We start from the raw sequence: 21,828 nt of genomic DNA on the forward strand, positions 1-21,828 counted from the left end.
GGCCTATTCCAGCAAGAGGTGACGGGCGAGCCCTTCGATGTAGGTTTCATCCTGGCCGTTAGGGTGTGCTTCGAAGGCCAGGTGCAGGTATTCGTGGGTCAGATCGAGGCGGTCTTGCAACGACAGCACGCCGCGTACGTAGATGCGCTGGCGTTCGCGGTCGACAAACGGACGACCAAAGGCCAGGCGGCAGACCGCAAAGGTGCTGACTTCGTTGTAGCCGACTTCGCTTTCGAGTCGTTGGCGCCAGCCGCGGCGCTGGTTTTGCAGCCAGTCTTGCGCGGCGGGCAGCGCTTCGCAGGAGGCGACCGGGTTGTCCCAGCGACTGAGGCTGGCGCGCGGGTAGGCATGCAGCAGGATGGCGTCGTAGCGTTGGCCGGCATTGGCTTGTTCGACGGCTTGCTGCCAGGAGAGTTTGTCCGGCCCCGGTTGGTCGGAGTGATAGGTGACGTTGCTGCCTGCGAGAACCAGATCGCTGGTCCACGAGGCGATATTGCGCGACTCAGTGGCGGCCGGACGTGGCGCGACGCGCTGTCGACTGCTGCTGTCATCGATGCTCAGACAGTCGCCGTTGCGAGTGGCGTTTTGCAGCAGGTAGGTGCGGATCGCGACGGCCAGGGCTTTGGCCGCTTCGACGGGTTCAGGCCTGGCTTCGCGCTGCAGGACGCGGGCGACGTATTCTTCACGATCGAGGCGGGCGATGAGTTTGTCTTTGAGCAAGAACAACTCGCCGTCGCTGTGGATATCGAGTTGATTGCCGTTGGCGAACTCGACGCGGTAGTCGCCTTGCAAAGGGCCGGGCGCTATAACGCGATCCCCCGACAACACGCGTTTCAGTGGATAACGCGCGAACAGACCGACCTCAACGCACTTCCCTGCCTCGGCTGGCCACGACGAGGGCAGCACCGTCGCCAGCGCCTGACCATAATGGCGCAACACCATTTGGCTGGTGCCACGCCCACCGGCCCAGATCGGCGTGCCGTCTACCGTCCAGCCCGCGAATCCGCCTTGGCGCGACGAAGGATCCTGATCCCCCAGCCAGCTCCAGGTTTTCACCCGCAACCGACCACCGAGTTCACCCACGACATTGCCATCCGCGGCATTGAGCACCACATCGAGCAACACCCTTCGCGCCTGATCCTGCGCCGGCATCACGGCCAACACCTTCAACAACTCCGCCACCGAAACCCGGGTCTGCGGTTGCAACGACGGCAAATCCAGCAACCATTTCGGCGCTTGTCTGGCCTGCCAATACTCGCGCCACTGTGCGCCGGCAATGCCCAGGCGCGCAGGCTCAAAGTACAAGCCGCAAGACTTCACCAATGCCTGATCACGCCCGATCGTGCCGCCCGCCGTGCAGCAATAAACTTCTTCCTTCGATTGCCCGCGACATTCATAAGCGGGTTCGCGCGCGCCGGTGTCCACCAGCCAGCCGTAGACAAACAGCTTCCACAAGCTGCCCAACGGCGTCTGCAAATCATCAGGCAATGGCTCACGCGAGATCACCTGAGTCTGGCTCAACGCAAGCAATTCACCCTTGAAGCCCAGGCGCAACGGCTCGTCCTGCGCTGTCGCCAGCGCAGGAATCAAACACAGCAGTAACCAGACCAGAGGCCGGGTCATGTCAATTGACCGTGACCTGGCCAAGCGCCTGCTTCTGTTCCTGAGCCTGGTGCTGTGGCGCGTAGACCTGCGTGAAGCGCACCGGCGGCAGGTTGAACTGGCCTTTTTGCGAGAAGCGCACCAGATGACGCAGGCGCAACTCACCGCTCAGCGCATCCACTGGCACCGCATAGGCCATTTGCCCCGGCTCGAAACGGGCCTTCTCCAGCGAGGTCGGCTCGGTGCCGGCCTTGCCCATCAGCTTGATGCCCCACGTGGTGCGCTCGACGTCCGCACCCGGTGGCAGCGGCACTTCGAGCATGCCGTAGCGCAGCGGTTTCGCGGCTTTGCTGGTGATGATCACTTCGTCCAGGTACAGGCTGTCGCTGGACAACGGCTTGGTGCCGACCGCTTCGAGTTTGAATTCGAACGCTTCATCACCCGGCACCAGACGCGACAGGCGACGGGTGATGGTCACAGCCATCGGATCGATTGCCGGTTGTTTGGTCTGGAAGCTCAACATGGCGCGTAGCGGGCGCTCTTGCGTCCCGGTCAGCGACAATGCCGCCGGCACTGGCGAGGAGCCCTGCCACGTCCAATACATCTCACCGGTATCACTGTAACGTTTCTTCCAGCCCTCACCCGGTGCCAGTGCGATGGTCGGAGAGGCCTGCTCGATGCTGCGTTGCAACCAGGTCAGCGCCAACGCGCGTTCCAGGGTCGATTGCTGTGGCAACAGGCGTTGCAACAACGCTTGTGCATGAGCCTGATCGAAAGTCTGCAGCGACAGGTTCAGGGCTTCGACAAACGGTTGAGCGCTGGCGGCCACTTGCTGTTGCGCAGCATCCACTTGACGGCTGAATGCCGGCGGCAGATTGACCTTGGCCTGACGCGCCAAAGACGCGGTCAACACCCGAGCACTGGCCAGCCCCAAGGCCGAATCCGGATCGTTCATGACCAGGCTCTCTGCGCCATCGTCCATCACGCTCGCGGCATTGCCTTCGCCGGCTTTCACCAGGTCGTCGATCAAACCGCTGAGCAGCGTGTTCACCGGCAATTGCATCTGTTTGGCAAACGACAGAATCAACGCCCGCTGCAACAGTGGTGTGTTCTGCGCCTGTTTCGCGTACACCTCCAACACCCGCTGCCAGTGCTCCGGCGGCAGGCTCAGTTCCAGCACTTTGCTGGCGTGCCAGTCGGCGTAATAGGCGTAAGCGGTGAGGAATGCATCCGGCTCGCCGTCAAAGCCCCACCAAGTGAAGCACGCCGACGGCCCGGCCATTTGCACCAGACGCAGGCGGCTGTTCTGCATGATCAAACGCAAGCGATCACGGATCTGTGGGTTCGACGACAGCGTTGGATAGGCGATGCTCAGCGGCAGCAGACGGCTGGCGGTTTGTTCGACGCCGCCATACGGATAGCTCAGCAGATCGTCGAGGGCCGAACGGAACACCGCTTGCGGGCTGTCATCCAGACGCAGGCGAATATCCGTGGCGTCCGCCGGCAAGGTCAACGGCGTGTCGCCGCTGACCGCGTCCAGGCTTTGGCTCTGGGTCACCTGCCAGCCTTCGCCAGTCGCGGTCAGGCGTACGGCTAATGCATCAGCGGTTTTGCCATCCTGCACCAGCTCGGCGGTCCAATCGCCATTGGCCAATGTGAATGCCGGCAATGGGACGTAGTTGACGCCGTTGTTCAGTGTGACCGGCACACGTTGCTCGGCACCGGCGTAATGAATCACCAGCTCAGCCTTGACCGGTTTCTCGGCCTGACTGAAAGCGAATACACCAAGATCCGGTTTGTCGCCGTTACGGAATTTGGTCGGGCCGCTCCACTTCAGGTACAGCGGTTTTTCCGAGCGCACGAATTGCTTCTTTTGCCCGACCTGACCGTCATCGGCGATGGCGCGGGCGGTGATGCGCCAGCGGGTCAAGGAGTCCGGCATCTTGAAGGTGAAGCGGGTCTTGCCGTTGGCGTCGGTGATCAATTCCGGCTGCCACGCGGCGGTGTCGACGTCTTCACGACGCGGCCGCTCCAGCACTTTCACCCCACGCTCGCTGCGGTTGGCTTTGCCCGGCGCACCCGGGCTGCCCGGCAGTGCCACGTCGTAGCTGATGAACGACAAACTGGCGCTGGTGCGCACGTTGTTGCGGCGCGGGTGGTAGAAGAACTGGTCGATGGTCGGCGCCACTTCCGGTTGCAGCGCGTAGATCATTTCGTCGACCACGCTGACCGTCAGGTGCGCCGGAATCGGCTTGCCGGCGAACTGGGTGGTGAGGTCCACGGACACGGTATCGCCGGGTTGATACGCCTCTTTGTCGGTAGTGATCGCCACATCGATCTGTGGCGCGACCACCTTGATACCGGCGTTCTGGAAGCTGTACTGACCGCCCTTGGTGTAGAGCACGGAGAACGTCAGGTTCGGCGCGAAGTTGTCCTTCACCGCGATGCGCGCGCGGTATTGGGTGTCGCTGAGTTTTTCCATCTTCAGCCAGTCGGCGCCCTTGGACAGCAACGCCGTGGCCTCGACCTTGTCGCGCTCGAGCGACAACAACGCATCGCTGACCGGCTCGGGGAAGGTGATCAACGCGAGGGCTTCGTCACCAGCCTTGTACTCGGGTTTGTCGAGGACGATTTCCACGGTGCCGGGCACGGCTTTGACGCCATCACCCGTGACCGAATGACCGGTCGCGCCAAGCACGCGGCCATGATCATCTTTCAGCGTCAGGTTGTAAGTACCCGGACGGTCGAAGGCCAGGCTGAAGCCTTTGTCCTTGGCGGCGAGTTTTCCTTCGCCAGTGGTCTGATCTTCGAGTCGCACCCAGCTGTAGCTGCTCGGGTTGACCGCTTTGCTCTGCTCGCTGCCACCTTCATTGGCGTAGCTGAAGGCAACCTTGTCGCCCACCGCGCTGAACCGTTGCGGCGCGCTCAGGCGGAAACTGGCGGCACCACGGTCGATGAGGATTTCCTTGGTGGTCTTGACCCGGTACGCCGCGCCATCACTGGCGAACACGGTGAGCATGTAGCGGCTCGGTTTCTCGGCGGCGGGCAGGTCAAGCGTCGCGTTGCCCTTGGCGTCGGTGGTCAGTTCGGCGCTGGTCAGCTCCACCGGGAATTGCCCCAGGTATTGCAGTTCGTTATCGACCATCGACAGTTGTTGGGCGCGCAGGCTCAGGCTCACCTTGGCGTCGGCCACTGGTTTACCGTCCGGGTACAACAACACCAGACTGCCCTTGACCGGTTCGCCGGTGCGGTAATCTTGCTTGGCCAGGTTCAGAGAAATCTCGAAGTGCGGCTTGATGTACTCAGCCACGCGGAAGGCACTGCTGTAGGCCTGATCCTTGTAGCTGAAACGCAGCTCATAACCACCTGCCACCGCATTGTCCGGCAACTGGAAACGGCCCTGGGTGCCGGCCTTGGAATCGAGCTTCAACGCCAACGACTGCAGCGCAGTACCGGTGGCATCGAGCACCGTCACATTGACATCGGCAGCGGTCGGCGCCACGGAATCCCGGGCATTCTTGAACTCGCGACCGACGATTTTCAACGACACCCAATCACCCGGCCGGTACAGCGGTCGATCGGTAAACGCATAGAGTTTGGTGTCGTAGATTTCGCTGTCGTAATAGAAGTTCTCGGAGACGAACACCCCGCCCTCTTCGTCCTCGCCGATCACGAACGAACGCTCGGGGCTGACGTGTTTCAGGCGCAGCAAACCATCGGCATCGGTAGCGCCACTGCTCATCACGCCCAGGCCGTCGGTCCATAGCACATTCACTTTTGGCACCGAACTGCCTTCGTGTTTGCGCGCAGCCCACACCAGCAATTCATCACCGGCAATCTTGCTCACGGCCACGGTGTTGGAGACGAACACCATAGTGGTCGCGCGGTACTTGCCGATCAGCGCTTCCACCAGATACAGGCCCGGTTTCAGGTTGCCCAACGGGATGTACACGTTGCCCGGCGAGACGCTGACGAACTCACTGGAAGAACCAACCAGTTTCACGCCTTCAGGCGGCTGGATCGGTTTGGCTTGCCATAGCGGATAACGGAATTGGCTGACCACCGGCAGGCCCGGAATCAAAGCAAATTGTGGCTGTGCATCGTAGGGCGTTGGCGCGGCGATGGCGGTGCCCATCTTCAGTTCCGGCACTTCCTCGGTGACTTGTTTACGCGACTCGTAGGAAAACGCCCGCTGCATCACCCGACGGGATTTGCGGTACCAGTTGTCCCACAGGTACGCGAGGGTGTTCGACAGGCCTTCGCCCTTGAACTGGCCGTCGCTGACCACACGGTGCAAGTTCTTCTGGCGCTTGAGGAAATCCAGCGGCTTGTCGATGCGATACACCCGAATGTCCGCACCGCCGTAAGGCTCCATGCGGAACCGGCGATAGTCACGACCCGGCGCTTCGAGGCGTACCACCGCTTGTTCATCGCTGGCGAAACTACTGTCGGCCAACAGGAAAAAGCTTTCACCGGCTACCGGCGTATAGCCGCTCGGCTCGACGGTGTCTTCGGCGTTGACTGCCGACAGCGGCAGAACCAACGCAAGCAAAAGAGGCAGTTTTGAGCAAATGCGCAGCATGCGGGCACCGATCATTGGGAGAGAAAGTTCAGTCGATAGACGCCGATGAAGTTGGGGTTGGCTGCGTCGGGTATCCATCGGGTGTCCTTCCATGTCATGAGTTGCTGCAGGCTTGCGGAGCGCATGCCGTTGTCGGTGGGGGTGGTGGTGCCGGTGTGATAGGCGATGAAGCGGCCCATCCAGATCATCAGGTGCTGGTCATCGCCCTGATCGAAAAACATCAGGTCGCCGGGCCGGGCCTGGGCCAGGTCGCGGCCGACCAGATGACTGTTGAACTGAATCAGTTTGATCGCGTTGACGTAGGGCCCGACCTTGCCGCCGCCCTGCTGCCATTGCTGGGCGAGGCCGCGTTGGGCGTCACTCAGTTGCAACTCCGGCGGCAGGTAGCGGTTGGACAGGCCATTGCTGCGCAGCCATTTGTCGTCATGGACTTTCAGCGCTTCGTTGGCGGCAAACCGCACCAGCCCGGCGCAGTCCTGCTGATACCAGCGCGGGCTCGGGCCTTGGGTCAATTGTTCCTGGGCGATGCGCACGAACCAGGCACGGAATACCTGGGATTGCTGCGGGTCGAGCGCGGCGGCTTCGCTGGCGAATGTGCGGGTCCCCAGCAGCAACGCCAGCAAGCCGAGGCCTCGGATGAGTGCGGTCACAGAGCTTTCCACTCCAGCGGCAGCCATTGCCAGTGGCCGTCGGGCTCGCTGCCTTTGGGCAAGGTCAGGGCGTATTTGCCGTAGCCGCCAAGGGTGCGCAGTTTCGGGATCAGGTAGGTTTGCGCGGCGTTGTAGAACACCGGCTCCATGTCCTGCGGCAGGCTGTCGAGGGTTTCCTGCTGCATCAGTTGCGCCATGGAGTCGGGGCCGAAATAGATCGGCATCAGCAGGTCTTTCGGCAGCACGTCAGCCAGCGGCGGGAAGCGTTTGTCGAGGGTGCCCAGCGCTTTGTCGACGAGTTTGTCGTCGAGGGAGAACAGCAGCGTCGAACCATGGCGCGCCAGGCTGACGCGCATGAAGGCTTTGCCGGTGATCGCGTCCGGCTGCTCGGCATCCTTGGCCTTATAGGGGCCGAAGTTGGAGCTGACCTGGCGCTGCCACTGATGGGTTTTACCGTCCTGTTTCTCGACCACCGGGAATGCGTGCTCGGCAACATTGCCTTCGTAGGCACCGACCATCGAGCCGAACAGGTTGCCCAAGTCACCGTCGAGTTTGGCACTGTCATCGTCATTCAGGCTGGCCACCAGCAGCGGCGTGTACAGCCGCGAATCGGCGTACCAGCACAGGCCGGCGGCACCGGCCATATGTTCGGTCAGGGCCTGGGCCACGGACTCTTCGGCGCCAAGTTTCACCAGCAGCGGTTTCTGTTGTTCGGCGGCCAACGGCAAGGCCACGCAAGCGCTGGCGCCCATCGGCATGGCTTGCCAGATCGGTTTGAAGTCGAAGTCCGGCTGCTTGTCCAGTTCGTCCATGGCGAGGAAGCTGTGCCAGCCCTTGTCATCCATGTCGAAACGCAGGCCGGCAAAGTTCGGGATGAAGCGCTGATAACCCATGGCCAACACGCTGGAGTTGACCGAGAGGCGTTGTTTTACCTCGGGCGCACGGGGCGGCAGGCCGAAGGCTTCGGGGAACAGTTTGTCGCCGTTGAGCAAGGCGGCGATCGCCTTGGTCGAAACGCCGCCGGTTTCCTCCAAAGCCCCGTTATCCGGGTCGTAGAGTTTGGCCGGATTGGACAGCACCACCAATTTGTCGCCATGGGAAGCAAACACCAACGACTTGCTGGCGTTGTAGTTGAGCTGATAGAGGGTGACGGCGTCGGCACCGACTTTCACTTCGCCGAGCTTGCTCAGTTGCGAATCATCCAGCGCCACTTTCGCCAGCGGCTCCAGCACCTTGGCCAGTCCGCCGCGATCCATCACCAACAGGAAATCCTTGAGACGCCCATCCGCCCCACGCCACAGCGCCACATCCGCCGGTTGGTCGAAGAGCTGCTCGATCAGGCTGTCCTGCAGCTTCAGGTCATGCTCGTAAATAATCCGCCGCAGACTGCCAATCAAACCGAGACGGTCGGCGTGAGCTTCGTAATAGAAGACGAAATCTTCGGTCAGGGTTTCCTTGAGGAACGGCACGGCCAGCAAATCCTTGGGCAGCTGACTCAAGGAATGGGTTTCGAGCAGACCGTCCGGCCGGCTCATGCCCAGTTTGTCACTGGCCAATTGCGCAGGCGGGGCCTTGGGTTTGTGCAGGAACCAGCCCAATCCGCCCGCCACTCCGGCCACCAGGCATAGCCCGATCACCAGCGCTGGCCAGCGGCGAGGAGGTTTGGCAGCGGGTGCGGCGGCCGGGGAAGCTGCTGGTGGAATCGTGTTATCACTCATGTTCACGCTCATTTTCACAAGGCTGAATTCAACCGTGGTGCGGGATGTTTAATAGTTGAAAGTCTTGACCAGCAGCAGGTCGCCGATCGCCCGCAAGGGCACGATGAACGTCTCGCGTTTTTCGTCGACGGTGTTTTCATTGAGCACCAGATTGATTTGCGAGGTGATCACCTCGTTCTGGTTGCTGTTCTCATCGAAGTTATAGCCGCCACTGCCGTAGTTGCCCCAATAGTTCACGTAAACCAGATAGGTGCCGTGCATCGGCGCAGTCATGGTGAACATTTCAGGGCCAGGGCCATCGACCCCGTCCGGGTCCAGCCCACCGCCGTTGCTCATCGCCGGACTGGCCCAGAACGCGTGCTGGCCGTCGGGGGTAATGATGTGCAGGTCGAGTTCGGCCTTGGGATCGTCCCAGCCCAGCACCACGCGAATCCGCGCCGGGGTGCGCAGGTTATTGGCTTCATAGAATTGAACGCGCTTGAGCGACTTGCCCTCGGAACTGCGCACTTCGACGCTGTTGGAACCGGCGCCGAACGCATACGGGCGGGCAAAACGCCCTTGATCGTCGGTGTACAGATTCAGGGGATTGCCGTTGACCGCCAGGCTGTGGGGCGGACGGAGCGTGCCGAGGGCCTTGAGCTGGCCTTCGATCATTGTGCGATTGCGCTGCACGCCCCGGTCGATGGGCGGTGTGGGATAGGCGACGCGAGGGTTTTCACTGCGGTCCAGCAAGCCGTGATAGCGCCAACCACCCACCGGTTCCGATAGCTCGGCCGTGGGCTCGGCCCGCGCCACTTGAGCGCAGACCAGCGTAATCAGCAGTGAAAGAACCCAACGCATGTGACGCCTCCTGCCATGCATAACGAAACCTGGCGCCTGATCCTCGGCGCGTTACAGATCAAAAAAACTGCGTTTCGTCAGAAGACCCTGAATATAGGGTCGTTGAAGGCGCGAAGATTAGCCATTCGGCAGTTTTTTAACAATCGGATACATCTATATTTGCGGTGAGAATCACGGTGTTTGTTGGGCGTGAGCCGAATAGCGATCTTATTCGGCTCATAAAGTGAGCCGAATAATCCACACAACCTATATAGACGACATACATCTGTGGCGAGGGAGCTTGCTCCCGCTGGGTAGCGTAGCGGCCCCAAAACCATACATCGCGTTTATTCAGGCCTACCGTGTCCAGAGGCTCGCGACTGCTGCGCAGCCGAACGGGAGCAAGCTCCCTCGCCCCAAGGTGTGTTGTCACCCCGGAACTGCTGCTCCAAATGGCCCAGCTCATTTGCCCATACCCCCCATGTCTGCTAGTGTCGCGCCGGTTTAACGTCAACCGGAAATAGCCGCCATGGCCCGCAAAAAAGCTGCACTGGATTTCGAACAATCCCTCGCTGACCTGCAAACGCTGGTGGAGCGTCTGGAGAACGGCGAATTGTCGCTGGAAGACTCGCTGACCGCTTTCGAGCAGGGCATCGGGCTGACCCGTGATTGCCAGGCGGCGCTGGCCCAGGCCGAGCAGAAGGTTCAAGTGCTGCTCGAGCGTGATGGCGAGTTGGCCGAGGAACCCTTCGACGCGGATCAGCCAGAATGATTGCAGCGTATTCGGCAGCCAGCCAGGCCCGCGTCAATGCAGCACTGGAAATCCTGTTCAACCCGCCGAGCCCTGAGCTCGCCCGCCTCTATGAAGCCATGCGCTACAGCGTGATGAATGGCGGCAAGCGCGTACGTCCGCTGCTGGCCTACGCCGCGTGTGAAGCGCTGGGCGGCAAGGCCGAGCAAGCCAACGGCGCAGCCTGCGCGGTTGAGCTGATCCATGCCTATTCGCTGGTGCACGACGATTTGCCGGCCATGGACGATGACGACCTGCGTCGCGGCCAGCCGACCACCCATAAGAAATTCGACGAAGCCTGCGCGATTCTCGCCGGCGACGGTTTGCAGAGCCTGGCCTTCAGCGCCCTGCTCGACCCACGCCTGAGCTCGTCGGATACCGAAACCCGGCTGCAGATGGTCAGCGCCCTGGCGCTGGCGGCAGGCCCGGCGGGCATGGTCGGCGGGCAAGCCATCGATCTTGGCTCGGTGGGACTGAAGCTCGATCAAAAAGCCCTTGAATACATGCATCGGCACAAGACCGGCGCGTTGATCGAAGTCAGCGTCAAACTCGGTGCCCTGGCCAGTGGCCGTGCCGAGAAGGACGAACTGAAGTCGCTGCAAAGTTATGCACAGGCCATCGGCCTGGCATTTCAGGTCCAGGACGACATTCTCGACGTCGAAAGTGACACCGCCACCCTAGGTAAACGCCAGGGCGCCGACATCGCCCGGGACAAGCCGACCTACCCGGCACTGCTCGGTCTCGACGTGGCCAAGGCCTACGCTCTGGAACTGCGCGACCAGGCCCTGCACGCATTGCGACCGTTTGACGCGGCAGCCGAGCCCTTGCGCGATCTGGCCCGGTACATCGTTGACCGCCGCAACTGACGGCGTATCCGCCAAAAAAGACCAACGCGTGGGCAGGGGGCGATGCATCAGGTAAACTGCCGCATCTTTTATACCTATAACGATTCGCCTGATGCCCACGACGTTTCATGAGATTCCCCGTAAGCGCCCGACCACGCCCCTGCTCGACCGTGCCAACACGCCGGACGGCCTGCGCCGGTTAGGCGAAGCCGAGCTGGAAACCCTGGCTGATGAGTTGCGCCTGGAATTGCTCTACACGGTCGGCCAGACCGGTGGGCATTTCGGTGCCGGCCTGGGCGTGATCGAGCTGACCATCGCGTTGCACTACGTTTTCGACACCCCGGACGACCGGCTGGTGTGGGACGTGGGTCATCAGGCCTATCCGCACAAAATCCTCACCGGCCGTCGCGCGCGCATGAGCACCCTGCGCCAGAAGGATGGCATCGCCGCCTTCCCGCGTCGTTCCGAGAGCGAGTACGACACCTTTGGCGTCGGCCACTCCAGCACCTCGATCAGCGCAGCGCTGGGCATGGCCATTGCCGCCCGCCTGCAACACAGTGATCGCAAGGCAATCGCGGTGATCGGCGACGGCGCACTGACCGCTGGCATGGCCTTCGAGGCGCTGAACCACGCGCCGGAAGTGGACGCCAACATGCTGGTGATCCTCAACGACAACGATATGTCGATCTCGCGCAACGTCGGCGGGTTGTCGAACTATCTGGCGAAAATCCTTTCCAGCCGCACTTACGCAAGCATGCGCGAAGGCAGCAAAAAGGTCCTGTCGCGCCTGCCCGGCGCCTGGGAAATCGCCCGTCGCACGGAAGAATATGCCAAAGGCATGCTGGTCCCTGGCACGCTGTTCGAAGAGCTGGGCTGGAACTACATCGGCCCGATCGATGGCCACGACCTGCCGACCCTGATCGCCACCCTGCGCAACATGCGCGATCTGAAAGGCCCGCAATTCCTGCACGTGGTCACCAAGAAGGGCAAAGGCTTCGCCCCGGCGGAAGTCGACCCGATCGGTTACCACGCCATTACCAAACTCGAACCGCTGGACGCTCCGGCCGCCGCGCCGAAAAAAGCCAGCGGGCCGAAATATTCCGGTGTGTTTGGTGAGTGGCTGTGCGACATGGCCGCAGCCGATCCGCGCCTGGTCGGGATCACCCCGGCGATGAAGGAAGGCTCCGACCTGGTGGCCTTCAGCGAACGCTTCCCGACGCGCTATTTCGACGTGGCGATTGCCGAGCAACACGCCGTGACCCTGGCAGCCGGCATGGCCTGTGAAGGCGCCAAACCGGTGGTGGCGATCTATTCGACCTTCCTGCAACGCGGTTACGACCAGCTGATTCATGACGTCGCGGTACAAAACCTCGACGTACTGTTCGCCATCGACCGCGCCGGCCTGGTGGGCGAAGACGGCCCGACGCACGCAGGCAGCTTCGACCTGTCGTTCCTGCGTTGCATCCCCGGCATGCTGGTGATGACCCCGAGCGACGAAAACGAACTGCGCAAAATGCTCAGCACCGGCCACCTGTACAGCGGCCCGGCGGCGGTGCGTTACCCGCGTGGCACCGGCCCGAATGCACCGATCGCGAAAGACCTCGAACCGATTGAAATCGGCAAGGGCGTGGTTCGTCGCCAGGGCAGCACAGTCGCCCTGCTGGTGTTCGGCGTGCAACTGGCCGAGGCACTGAAAGTCGCCGAGAAGCTGGATGCGACGGTCGTCGACATGCGTTTCGTCAAACCGCTCGACGAAGCACTGGTTCGCGAAATCGCCGGCAGCCACCAATTGCTGGTGACCGTCGAAGAGAACGCGATCATGGGCGGCGCCGGTGGCGCGGTCAGCGAGTTCCTCGCCCGCGAGAACATCCTAAAGTCGGTGCTGCACCTGGGCTTGCCAGACATCTATGTCGAACACGCCAAGCCTGCGCAAATGCTCGCCGAATGCGGGCTGGATGAAGCCGGGATCGAAGAGGCGGTGCGTCAGCGCCTGCAATTGCTGAATATCTGATTCTCTGGCTACATGCAAAACCCTGTGGCGAGGGAGCTTGCTCCCTCGCCACAGGTTAAAGATCGGGTGCGATCAACTGACAGAGCTTGGCCGTCGCTTCGATCATCTGCCCACTCGGTCGTTCCAGGCCTTTATCCGTCACTAACAGCAATTGCCCCTGCGCCACCGCCGTCACCTGGGGCCAAGCCTTCCACGCCTCGAGCTGCGCCTGATCGCTGGCCAGAATCACCTCGGGGTTGCGCTGCAACACCGCCTCCACACTGACCTGCGGTGCAGGCTGTGGCAGGTCGGCAAACACATTGCTTGCCCCGCAAACCTGTAGCGCATCACTGATGATCTGCCTTCCGCCCACGGTGTACAGCGGCCGATCCCAGACTTGATAAAACACCCGCAGCGGCTCGTCCCTTCGATAGCGCTGGCGCAAGGAGTCGAGTCGCTGACGCAGTTTTTTGGCCAATGCAACGCCCCGCTCCGCTCGCCCGAGTTGCGTGGCTATCGCTTCGATCTGCACAGTGAGTTGTTCGAGGTTATGCGGTTCGGCGACATAGGTGGGAATGTTCAGCCGTTTGAGCTGTTCACGCTGAGCCGGCCCCACACTGCCCGGCCAGAGCAGCAGTAAATCAGGTTTGAGGCTGAGCAACCGTTCGATGTCCAACTGACCGTAGCGGCCCACCGAAGGAATGTCTTTGAGCTCGGCCGGACGCTCACCGGCATCCAGCACTCCGACCAGCAGGTCAGCCGAATTCAGTTCAATCACGATTTCGGAAAGCGACGGTGCCAGGCTGACAACCCGCTCGGCCGCAGCTGCCGGACCACCGATGGCCAGCAACAGGACTGCCAGCCAGACGCATCGCATCAGCCGAGTTGACGCGGGATACGGTAGAGGTAGAACAGCACCACCGTCGACAACGCCAGCAGCATCAGCGGCACGGCTTCCAGACCAACGAAGACTGCCAGTGCGCCGATCCAGGCGGGCAGGCCGGCGACCAGAAACGCAGCACGGCGTTTCGCGGCCAGGGCGATCCAGGCGGCGGGTTCTTCAGGGGTATCGAGGGCTTTTTGGGTCGCGATCAGCGCATGTTTGTAACCGCCAAAGAACTTCAGGCTGACAAACATCGACGCCACACCGGCAATGAAAAACGGCATGGCCAGCACCGGCAGAATCGCCTCGCTTTGGCCGAATAAGCCATTGACCACGAACAGCGGCAGCAAGGCCAACGCCAGATATTGCCACCAGTTGACGGCCAGTCGTCGCCGTACCTGACCGCGGGTCACGCCCTGTCAGCCTCGCCCTGGTGCTCGTTGCCCATCATGTGGTCGAGCTTGCTGGCCTTGGTCGCCAGGTAGAGTTTGTTATGCGGGTTGTGCCCTGTGTGCAACGGCACGCGCTCGGCAACCACGATGCCCATGTCAGTCAAGGCTTTGACCTTGCGTGGGTTGTTGGTCATCAGTCGCAGGGATTTCACGCCCAGATGCTCCAGCATTGGCAGGCACATGGCGTAGTCGCGCTGATCGGCGGCGAAACCCAGACGCTCGTTGGCTTCAACGGTGTCAGCACCGCCGTCCTGCAATTCATAAGCGCGGATCTTGTTCAGCAGGCCAATGCCACGGCCTTCCTGACGCAAGTAGAGCAATACGCCACGGCCTTCACGGGCGATCGCCTGCAACGCCGCCTCGAGTTGCGAACCACAGTCGCAACGCTGGCTGAACAAGGCATCGCCGGTCAGGCATTCGGAGTGCAACCGACCGAGTACCGGAGCACCGTCGGCGATCTCACCCAGGCTCAGCACCACGTGCTCACGCCCGTTCTCTTCATCGAGAAAGCCGTGCATGGTGAATTGCGCAAAAGGCGTTGGCAGCTTGGAAGCGGCGACAAAAACGACAGGCACCGGTGTGCTCCTGATCTATAAGTACTGAAGATTCGCAGAGGCGGCATTGTAACAGCACGTTCCTACAGACGCTTAGGCTGAATTATCGGCCATAACGATCAAAAAGTTTGATATCTGCCCCGCGCCCGCATTGAACGTTTTCATTTCGAGCCGAACGGATAGGGCTGTTTCCAGCGTTCGAAGACCGGTTTCAGCTGACCGCTTTTTACCAGCAATTCCATACGCTGGTCGAACAGCACCATCAACTGCCGTGCCCGAGGGGTATCGGCGAAGCACAGGTACAGCGGTAAATCCGCGATGTGCGTGCGGCGGAACTGCGACGGATCCTTGGCTCGGCTGACGATAGAGTTAACCTCGTCCAGCGCGTCAATGTAGTAGTCGACGTGGTTGTGGATCAGCATCGGCAGAATCCCGGTACGCCGCGCGACTTCGTTATAGCGCTGCACGTTGGGCAGGTAAGCCTGGTACTTGTAGCCGCGTACCCAGGCCAAACGGTAATTGCCCAGATTTTCCGGGGTCGGCGCCGGATTGGTGGCCAGGCCCAGTGCATAGATCGGATCGGTATCGAAACTCCAGCGCGGATAGAGCACGTCACTGACTTCATCCCGATAGGCACCGACACACGCGTCCACTTCGCCACGCTGTGCCAGGCCCGTGGCGCGCGTATACGGTTCGATTCGAATATCCAGTTTGACGCCCGCAGGCTCGAACACTTCGCGCAACACGTCCCAGCCCAAACCACGACCATCGGCGGCGGTAAAGTCTTCCCACGCTTCGCTGGCCAGGTGAATCACGGACGGCGTCGTCGGTGCATCCCCCGCCTGGGCGAACGAGCAAAACGTCGCGAAAACCATCACCATCAACCAGCGAGCCATCTTTCGTCCTCGACTGTAGCCTTCAGGCGAAAAGCCAGACCAGCCCTTGCATCGCCAACCACGCGAACACCCCCGCAAGCACGTCGTCGAGCATGATCCCGACGCCACCGTGCACATGCCGGTCGATCCAGCGAATCGGCCACGGCTTGAGGATGTCGAAGAAGCGGAACATCAGGAACCCCGCCAACAACCAATACCAACCTTGCGGCACCAGCCACAGGGTGATCCACATCCCGACCATTTCGTCCCAGACGATGCCTTCATGGTCGTGCACGCGCAAATCGTCGGCGACCTTGCCGCACAGCCAGAAGCCGAACAGCATGGTGATGCCGAGCATCAGCCAGTAGCCCCAGTCGGGCAGCATCTGCCACAACGGAATAAAGGGTAACGCCACTAACGAACCCCAGGTGCCCGGCGCTTTTGGCAGGGTGCCCGAGCCGAAGCCGAACGCCAGGAAATGCCACGGATTGCGCCAGACCGACGGCGGTACGAACTCCGACGGAACCTGTTTGGGATGATCTGTCACGGTGTCTCCCGAAAATGTTGGTAACCCCGGATTGGCGGGGTGATGTCGTGTCCGTCGGCGTCCAGCAGAATCACGCCCTGCCCTGCAACCACCTGCCCGAGCACATGGATCGGCCAGCCGTCCGCCAGTAACGATGGCAACTCGGCAGGCGGCAAGGTGAAGGCCAGCACGTAATCGTCACCGCCACTCAGGGCGGCTTGCTCCGCGTCGGATTGACCGAGGAAAGCCAGCAGCGCCTTCGACAACGGCAGCCTGCTGCGCTCTACCCGAATCCCGACTTTCGACGCCAGGGCAATATGCCCGCAGTCGGCGAGCAAGCCATCGGAGATGTCCAGCACCGCCGTGGCCCTGCCGCGCAACGCCTGGCCCAACGCCAGTTGCGGTTGCGGCGACCAGTAATGGGCCAGCAATGGCTCGGCGATGGCCGCGTCCGCTGTCCGCTGGCCGAGCACCAGCGGCAATGCGCCCGCGCCGTTACCCAGCTCACCGCCCACACAGAGTAAATCGCCCGGCCGTGCGCCGCTGCGGGTCAACGCCAGACCGGTCGGCACCCGGCCGAACACGGTCATGGTCAGGCTCAACGGCCCGCGAGTAGTATCGCCGCCCACCAGTGCCACACGGCAATTCTGCGCCATGAGGTTCAAACCACGGGCGAACGCTTCCAGCCAATCGGAAGTCCCGGTCGGCAAGGTCAAGGCAAGGGTAAAGGCAACGGGGGTGGCGCCCATGGCGGCCAGGTCACTGACGGCCACGGCCAGCGAGCGCTGGCCGAGCAGAAACGGATCGCAGGGGTCGGCGAAATGCACACCGGCCACCAGCGTATCGGTAGAAATCGCCAACTGCTCCCCGGGAGGAACAGCCAGCAAGGCGCAGTCGTCGCCGATCCCGAGGGCAACGCCTTCACCGCCCTGCGCGCAAGGCGCGGCGGCGAAGAAGTTGCGGATCAGCTCAAACTCACCCATGGCAATGGCAGTTCAAGCGCCAATCAGCGCTTGAACGCCTTCACTTCGGCTTCACGCAGACGCGGGGCCAGCTTGTCGAGCACACCGTTGACGAACTTGTGGCCGTCGGTGGAACCGAAGACCTTGGCCAGTTCGATACCTTCGTTGATCACCACGCGGTACGGCACGTCGACACGCTTGAGCAGTTCCCAGGTGGACAGGCGCAGAACCGCCAGTTCAACCGGGTCCAGCTCTTCGATGGTCAAGTCCAGGCAAGGCTTGAGCGCGGTGTCGATCTCGGTCTTGAACTGCGGAACCCCGTGCAGGATTTCGCGGAAGTACGCGCCATCGACATCGGTAAAATCGTTATCGACCCGGAACTGCGCTTCGATCTCGTTCAGCGACTGCTTGGCCATGTGCCATTGGTACAGCGCCTGGGTCGCGAGCTGACGGGCCTCGCGACGCTTTGCGCTTTTCGATGGCTTGCCGGCATCCGCAGGCTTTGGATCGCGCGGGTTGAAACGATCGCTATCGTCGCTAATCACTTGGCCTCCAACTGCGCCAGCAGGCTGACCATTTCCAGAGCGGACAGGGCAGCTTCAACACCTTTGTTACCGGCCTTGGTGCCGGAACGTTCGATGGCTTGTTCGATGGAATCAACGGTCAGTACGCCGAAAGCGACCGGTACGCCGAACTCCATGGACACCTGGGCCAGGCCCTTGGTGCACTCGCCAGCCACGTATTCGAAGTGCGGAGTACCGCCACGAATGACCGCGCCCAGGGCGATGATTGCCGCGAACTCGCCCTTCTGAGCGACTTTCTGCGCAACCAGCGGGATTTCGAAGGCGCCAGGCGCACGGATGATGGTGATGTCGCTTTCGCTCACGCCATGGCGAACCAGGGCATCAACTGCACCGCTGACCAGGCTTTCAACCACGAAGCTGTTGAAACGGCCCACTACCAGAGCGTAGCGGCCTTTAGGGGCGATGAAGGTACCTTCGATGGTCTTCAGGGTCATTCGTTAGATCTCTTAAAGAGCCGGGACGCGTTTTCTACGCATCCCTCAGTGATGTGTTAGCCGCGAATCAAGGACTGGAAACAACCGGTCATTATTCGGAGGGCACGTATTCTACAACTTCCAGATCGAAACCGGATATCGCATTAAATTTCATCGGCGCAGACATCAGGCGCATTTTACGCACGCCCAGGTCCCGAAGGATCTGCGAACCGGCACCCACAGTGCTGTAGGTGGTCGGCTTTTTCACCGCCAGGTGGTCGGCGGTTTCGCGGATGTGCGCCAGCAACACGTCGCCATCGAGCGGGTGACCGAGCAACAGCACCACACCGCTGCCAGCCTCGGCAACCGCGGCCATGGCGGCGCGCAGGCTCCAGCGGCCCGGTTGCTTGACCATCAGCAGGTCACGCAGCGGGTCCATGTTGTGCACCCGAACCAGGGTCGGTTCTTCGGCGCACACGTTGCCCAGGGTCAGGGCCATGTGCACGTCGCCTTCCACCGAATCACGATAGGTCACCAGGTTGAACTGGCCCAGTTCGCTGTCCAATGGCTGCTCGGCAATCCGCTGAACGGTACGTTCGTGGATCATCCGGTAGTGGATCAGGTCGGCAATGGTGCCGATCTTGATGTTGTGCTCGGCGGCAAACGCTTCGAGTTCGGCGCGACGGGACATGGTGCCGTCGTCGTTCATCACTTCGCAGATCACACCGCTCGGTTCAAAACCGGCCATGCGCGCCAGGTCGCAGGCCGCTTCGGTATGGCCGGCGCGGGCCAGGGTGCCGCCGGCCTGGGCCATCAGCGGGAAGATGTGGCCGGGGCTGACGATGTCTTCAGCCTTGGCGTCTTTGGCGGCAGCGGCTTGTACGGTACGCGCACGGTCGGCCGCGGAGATACCGGTGGTCACGCCTTCGGCGGCTTCGATGGACACGGTGAACTTGGTGCCGAAGCCGGAACCGTTGCGTGGCGCCATCAATGGCAGCTTGAGCAGTTCGCAGCGCTCGCGGCTCATTGGCATGCAGATCAGGCCACGGGCGTGCTTGGCCATGAAGTTGATGTGCTCAGCCTTGCAGCACTCGGCGGCCATGATCAGGTCGCCTTCGTTCTCGCGGTCTTCGTCATCCATGAGGATGACCATCTTGCCTTGGCGGATGTCTTCAACCAGTTCTTCGATGCTATTGAGCGCCACAAGGCACCCCCTTGAGTCAGGATTTGAGGTAGCCGTTTTGGGCCAGAAAGCTTTCAGTAATAGTGCCGCCAGACTTTTGTGATGAGCCCGGTTCAGCAGCTTTGTCACCCAGCAGCAGGCGTTCCAGATAACGTGCCAGCAAGTCCACTTCCAGGTTCACCCGGCGACCTGGCTTGTAAGAAGCCATGATGGTTTCACTCAGGGTGTGCGGAATGATCGTCAGCAGGAATTCGGCGCCATCGACCGCGTTCACCGTCAGGCTGGTGCCGTCGACGGTGATCGAACCTTTATGGGCGATGTACTTGGCCAGTTCTTTCGGCGCACGGATGCGAAATTCCACGGCGCGGGCATTGTCGCTGCGCGAGACCACTTCGCCGACACCATCGACGTGACCGCTGACCAAGTGCCCACCGAGGCGGGTGGTCGGGGTCAGGGCTTTTTCCAGATTCACTGGGCTGCCGCTCTTGAGGTCATTCATGGCGGTGCAGTCGAGGGTTTCGCGACTGACGTCCGCCGCAAAGCCATTGCCCGGCAGTTCAACCGCCGTCAGGCACACGCCGTTGACGGCAATGCTGTCGCCCAGTTTGACGTCGCTCAGGTCGAGCTTGCCGGTTTCTACGTAAACCCGCACATCTCCGCCTTTTGGGGTCAATGCACGAATACTGCCGATGGATTCGATGATGCCGGTAAACATGGAGTCCTCCTCGAGAACAGGGCCTTCTGGGCTGCAGCCGGGAATTATACGCTGACCGTTGGGACAGGTATGGCAATGACTCGCCAGTCATCGCCAACCGCGCGGATTTCGGTAATTTTGAGCTCGGGCGCATCTTTCATCTGCGCCAGCGGCCAGTCCAGCAACGGTCGCGCCGTGGAGCCGAGAAACTTGCCGGCAATGAAAATCTGGAACTCGTCCACCAACCCTTGCTGAGCAAACGCCCCGGCCAGACGCGGACCGGCTTCGACCAGCACCTCGTTGACGTCACGGGCAGCCAGTTCAACCAGCAACTTGCGCAGGTCGACCTGGCCATCGTCGCCCGCCACGATCAGGCACTCCGGACCGTTGGCGTATTGCTCTTCGATCGCCATGCACGTCGCAACCAACGCCGGACCAGCCTTGAAAAACGGCGCGTCCAGAGGCACCCGCAGGCGACCGTCGATCAGCACGCGCAGTGGCGGACGGCTCATGGCCAAGGCGGTTTGTTCGGGATCGAGGCCCAATTCATCGGCACGCACGGTCAAGCGGGCATTGTCCGCCAGCACCGTGTCGGCGCCGGTCAGCACCACGCTGGCCTGCGCGCGCAGCCGTTGTACCGCCGAGCGCGCCGCCGGGCCGGTAATCCATTGGCTCTCGCCGCTTTCCATCGCTGTGCGACCGTCGAGGCTCATGGCCAACTTGACCCGCACGAACGGCAAGCCGTGTTCCATGCGCTTGAGGAAGCCTTCATTGAGCTTGCGCGCCTCACCTTCCAGCACGCCACTTTCGGTGGCGATTCCCGCCTGGGCCAGACGTTGCAGACCGCGACCGGCAACTTCCGGGTTCGGGTCCTGCATCGCCGCAACGACGCGCGCCACACCGGCATTCACCAGTGCATCGGCGCAGGGCGGCGTACGGCCGTGGTGGCTGCACGGTTCCAGGGTCACGTAAGCCGTGGCGCCTCGCGCCTTGTCGCCGGCGGCACGCAAGGCGTGGACTTCGGCATGGGGCTCGCCGGCGCGCACATGCCAGCCTTCGCCGACAATCTGCCCGTCACGCACCACCACGCAGCCAACCCGCGGGTTGGGGTGCGTCGTGTAATGACCTTTGCGCGCCAGTTCCAGGGCACGGGCCATGTAATGGGCGTCGAGGATGGCTTGTTCCGGGGAGGTGGTCATTCTTTCACCGGTTCACGGGCGAGGCGATCGATCTCTTCGCGGAACTCGTTGAGGTCCTGGAAGCGTCGGTACACCGAAGCGAAGCGGATATAGGCGACTTCATCAAGCTTTTTCAGCTCGGCCATCACCAGTTCGCCGACCACGAGGGATTTGACCTCGCGCTCACCAGTGGCGCGCAGCTTGTGTTTGATGTGCACCAGCGACGATTCCAGGCGCTCGACACTCACCGGGCGCTTCTCCAGCGCTCGCTGCATGCCGGCACGAAGTTTTTCTTCGTCGAACGGCTGGCGACTGCCGTCGGTTTTGATCAGGCGCGGCAACACCAGTTCAGCGGTTTCGAACGTCGTGAAGCGTTCGCCGCAGGCCAGGCATTCACGCCGGCGGCGCACCTGTTCGCCCTCGGCGACCAGACGCGAGTCGATGACCTTGGTGTCGTTGGCACCGCAGAAGGGACAGTGCATGGTGGCAGGCAACAAAAAATGGGAGGGCCATGGTAGCGCATCCCCG

At 61.7% G+C, this 21,828-nt stretch carries 20 protein-coding genes; 3 read left to right on the forward strand and 17 right to left on the reverse strand.

Going from position 1 to position 21,828, the window contains the following annotated elements; genetic code table 11:
• Window positions 1–3: 3 nt before the first annotated feature.
• Genes AC07V0_RS15335 through AC07V0_RS15355 form a run of 5 tightly spaced genes read right to left on the reverse strand, consistent with a single transcriptional unit; the run spans window position 4 to window position 9,392 of the window.
• Window positions 4–1,623 (reverse strand): DUF2300 domain-containing protein, encoded by a 1,620-nt coding sequence (locus AC07V0_RS15335; RefSeq protein WP_086945947.1) that lies wholly within the window; start codon window positions 1,621–1,623, stop codon window positions 4–6.
• A 1-nt stretch (window position 1,624) separates the two neighbouring features.
• Window positions 1,625–6,184, reverse strand: a complete 4,560-nt coding sequence (locus tag AC07V0_RS15340) for an alpha-2-macroglobulin family protein (protein WP_370741144.1) — start codon at window positions 6,182–6,184, stop codon at window positions 1,625–1,627.
• Window positions 6,185–6,195: 11 nt separating this feature from the next.
• Window positions 6,196–6,861 carry a DUF1175 domain-containing protein gene (locus AC07V0_RS15345; RefSeq protein ID WP_032833720.1) on the reverse strand — a complete coding sequence of 222 codons (666 nt, stop codon included), beginning with the start codon at window positions 6,859–6,861 and terminating at the stop codon, window positions 6,196–6,198.
• Window positions 6,831–8,552: a DUF2138 domain-containing protein gene (locus AC07V0_RS15350; RefSeq protein ID WP_064620641.1), complete on the reverse strand. Its 1,722-nt coding sequence runs from the start codon at window positions 8,550–8,552 to the stop codon at window positions 6,831–6,833. The genes AC07V0_RS15345 and AC07V0_RS15350 overlap by 31 nt, the downstream gene beginning before the upstream one ends.
• Window positions 8,553–8,600: 48 nt before the next feature.
• Window positions 8,601–9,392 (reverse strand): YfaP family protein, encoded by a 792-nt coding sequence (locus AC07V0_RS15355; RefSeq protein ID WP_018925700.1) that lies wholly within the window; start codon window positions 9,390–9,392, stop codon window positions 8,601–8,603.
• Between the two features lie 508 nt (window positions 9,393–9,900).
• On the opposite strand from AC07V0_RS15355, the gene AC07V0_RS15360 reads away from it, so the two are divergent.
• From AC07V0_RS15360 to dxs, 3 genes are all read left to right on the forward strand, one after another.
• Complete coding sequence (locus tag AC07V0_RS15360) at window positions 9,901–10,143, forward strand: exodeoxyribonuclease VII small subunit (RefSeq protein WP_007894317.1); 243 nt, start codon at window positions 9,901–9,903, stop codon at window positions 10,141–10,143.
• Entirely contained in the window at window positions 10,140–11,027 is an 888-nt protein-coding gene (gene ispA / locus AC07V0_RS15365; protein ID WP_086945950.1) for a (2E,6E)-farnesyl diphosphate synthase, read from the forward strand. The genes AC07V0_RS15360 and ispA overlap by 4 nt, the downstream gene beginning before the upstream one ends.
• Window positions 11,028–11,118: 91 nt before the next feature.
• The gene (gene dxs, locus AC07V0_RS15370) at window positions 11,119–13,017 is read left to right on the forward strand and encodes a 1-deoxy-D-xylulose-5-phosphate synthase (RefSeq protein WP_086945951.1); all 1,899 of its coding nucleotides are present in this window, start codon (window positions 11,119–11,121) and stop codon (window positions 13,015–13,017) included.
• 55 nt (window positions 13,018–13,072) lie between these two features.
• On the opposite strand, the gene AC07V0_RS15375 is transcribed toward dxs, so the two are convergent.
• The 12 genes from AC07V0_RS15375 to nrdR form a co-directional block, all read right to left on the reverse strand.
• Complete coding sequence (locus AC07V0_RS15375; RefSeq protein ID WP_086945952.1) at window positions 13,073–13,873, reverse strand: cobalamin-binding protein; 801 nt, start codon at window positions 13,871–13,873, stop codon at window positions 13,073–13,075.
• The gene (locus AC07V0_RS15380; RefSeq protein ID WP_018925695.1) at window positions 13,873–14,292 is read right to left on the reverse strand and encodes a hypothetical protein; all 420 of its coding nucleotides are present in this window, start codon (window positions 14,290–14,292) and stop codon (window positions 13,873–13,875) included. The genes AC07V0_RS15375 and AC07V0_RS15380 overlap by 1 nt, the downstream gene beginning before the upstream one ends.
• Entirely contained in the window at window positions 14,289–14,906 is a 618-nt protein-coding gene (ribA, locus tag AC07V0_RS15385) for a GTP cyclohydrolase II (protein ID WP_018925694.1), read from the reverse strand. Before ribA ends, AC07V0_RS15380 begins: the two co-directional genes overlap by 4 nt.
• Window positions 14,907–15,046: 140 nt before the next feature.
• Complete coding sequence (locus tag AC07V0_RS15390; RefSeq protein ID WP_064620650.1) at window positions 15,047–15,781, reverse strand: type 2 periplasmic-binding domain-containing protein; 735 nt, start codon at window positions 15,779–15,781, stop codon at window positions 15,047–15,049.
• 22 nt (window positions 15,782–15,803) lie between these two features.
• Window positions 15,804–16,307 (reverse strand): phosphatidylglycerophosphatase A family protein, encoded by a 504-nt coding sequence (locus AC07V0_RS15395; protein ID WP_018925692.1) that lies wholly within the window; start codon window positions 16,305–16,307, stop codon window positions 15,804–15,806.
• The gene (gene thiL, locus AC07V0_RS15400; RefSeq protein WP_086945953.1) at window positions 16,304–17,269 is read right to left on the reverse strand and encodes a thiamine-phosphate kinase; all 966 of its coding nucleotides are present in this window, start codon (window positions 17,267–17,269) and stop codon (window positions 16,304–16,306) included. Before thiL ends, AC07V0_RS15395 begins: the two co-directional genes overlap by 4 nt.
• Window positions 17,270–17,292: 23 nt before the next feature.
• Complete coding sequence (nusB, locus tag AC07V0_RS15405) at window positions 17,293–17,793, reverse strand: transcription antitermination factor NusB (protein ID WP_007933632.1); 501 nt, start codon at window positions 17,791–17,793, stop codon at window positions 17,293–17,295.
• The gene (gene ribH / locus AC07V0_RS15410; RefSeq protein WP_495019691.1) at window positions 17,790–18,266 is read right to left on the reverse strand and encodes a 6,7-dimethyl-8-ribityllumazine synthase; all 477 of its coding nucleotides are present in this window, start codon (window positions 18,264–18,266) and stop codon (window positions 17,790–17,792) included. Before ribH ends, nusB begins: the two co-directional genes overlap by 4 nt.
• Before the next feature lie 91 nt (window positions 18,267–18,357).
• Complete coding sequence (ribBA, locus tag AC07V0_RS15415) at window positions 18,358–19,449, reverse strand: bifunctional 3,4-dihydroxy-2-butanone-4-phosphate synthase/GTP cyclohydrolase II (RefSeq protein ID WP_019581380.1); 1,092 nt, start codon at window positions 19,447–19,449, stop codon at window positions 18,358–18,360.
• A 16-nt stretch (window positions 19,450–19,465) separates the two neighbouring features.
• Window positions 19,466–20,143: a riboflavin synthase gene (locus tag AC07V0_RS15420; RefSeq protein ID WP_086945954.1), complete on the reverse strand. Its 678-nt coding sequence runs from the start codon at window positions 20,141–20,143 to the stop codon at window positions 19,466–19,468.
• A gap of 44 nt (window positions 20,144–20,187) precedes the next feature.
• Complete coding sequence (gene ribD, locus AC07V0_RS15425) at window positions 20,188–21,321, reverse strand: bifunctional diaminohydroxyphosphoribosylaminopyrimidine deaminase/5-amino-6-(5-phosphoribosylamino)uracil reductase RibD (protein WP_018925688.1); 1,134 nt, start codon at window positions 21,319–21,321, stop codon at window positions 20,188–20,190.
• The gene (nrdR, locus tag AC07V0_RS15430) at window positions 21,318–21,782 is read right to left on the reverse strand and encodes a transcriptional regulator NrdR (RefSeq protein ID WP_007906838.1); all 465 of its coding nucleotides are present in this window, start codon (window positions 21,780–21,782) and stop codon (window positions 21,318–21,320) included. The genes ribD and nrdR overlap by 4 nt, the downstream gene beginning before the upstream one ends.
• Window positions 21,783–21,828: the final 46 nt, after the last annotated feature.

Source organism: Pseudomonas sp. GW821-FHT01E10 (assembly GCF_059422365.1).

What these genes read in the sequence shown, in the direction of transcription:
- AC07V0_RS15340 (WP_370741144.1), bottom strand. Translation starts at nt 6,184, where the DNA reads ATGCTGCGCATTTGCTCAAAACTGCCTCTTTTGCTTGCGTTGGTTCTG.
- AC07V0_RS15420 (WP_086945954.1), bottom strand. Translation starts at nt 20,143, where the DNA reads ATGTTTACCGGCATCATCGAATCCATCGGCAGTATTCGTGCATTGACC.
- dxs (WP_086945951.1), top strand. Translation starts at nt 11,119, where the DNA reads ATGCCCACGACGTTTCATGAGATTCCCCGTAAGCGCCCGACCACGCCC.
- AC07V0_RS15390 (WP_064620650.1), bottom strand. Translation starts at nt 15,781, where the DNA reads ATGGCTCGCTGGTTGATGGTGATGGTTTTCGCGACGTTTTGCTCGTTC.
- AC07V0_RS15360 (WP_007894317.1), top strand. Translation starts at nt 9,901, where the DNA reads ATGGCCCGCAAAAAAGCTGCACTGGATTTCGAACAATCCCTCGCTGAC.
- ispA (WP_086945950.1), top strand. Translation starts at nt 10,140, where the DNA reads ATGATTGCAGCGTATTCGGCAGCCAGCCAGGCCCGCGTCAATGCAGCA.
- AC07V0_RS15350 (WP_064620641.1), bottom strand. Translation starts at nt 8,552, where the DNA reads ATGAGTGATAACACGATTCCACCAGCAGCTTCCCCGGCCGCCGCACCC.
- thiL (WP_086945953.1), bottom strand. Translation starts at nt 17,269, where the DNA reads ATGGGTGAGTTTGAGCTGATCCGCAACTTCTTCGCCGCCGCGCCTTGC.
- AC07V0_RS15345 (WP_032833720.1), bottom strand. Translation starts at nt 6,861, where the DNA reads ATGGCTGCCGCTGGAGTGGAAAGCTCTGTGACCGCACTCATCCGAGGC.
- ribD (WP_018925688.1), bottom strand. Translation starts at nt 21,321, where the DNA reads ATGACCACCTCCCCGGAACAAGCCATCCTCGACGCCCATTACATGGCC.
- AC07V0_RS15335 (WP_086945947.1), bottom strand. Translation starts at nt 1,623, where the DNA reads ATGACCCGGCCTCTGGTCTGGTTACTGCTGTGTTTGATTCCTGCGCTG.
- nrdR (WP_007906838.1), bottom strand. Translation starts at nt 21,782, where the DNA reads ATGCACTGTCCCTTCTGCGGTGCCAACGACACCAAGGTCATCGACTCG.
- AC07V0_RS15375 (WP_086945952.1), bottom strand. Translation starts at nt 13,873, where the DNA reads ATGCGATGCGTCTGGCTGGCAGTCCTGTTGCTGGCCATCGGTGGTCCG.
- ribH (WP_495019691.1), bottom strand. Translation starts at nt 18,266, where the DNA reads ATGACCCTGAAGACCATCGAAGGTACCTTCATCGCCCCTAAAGGCCGC.
- AC07V0_RS15355 (WP_018925700.1), bottom strand. Translation starts at nt 9,392, where the DNA reads ATGCGTTGGGTTCTTTCACTGCTGATTACGCTGGTCTGCGCTCAAGTG.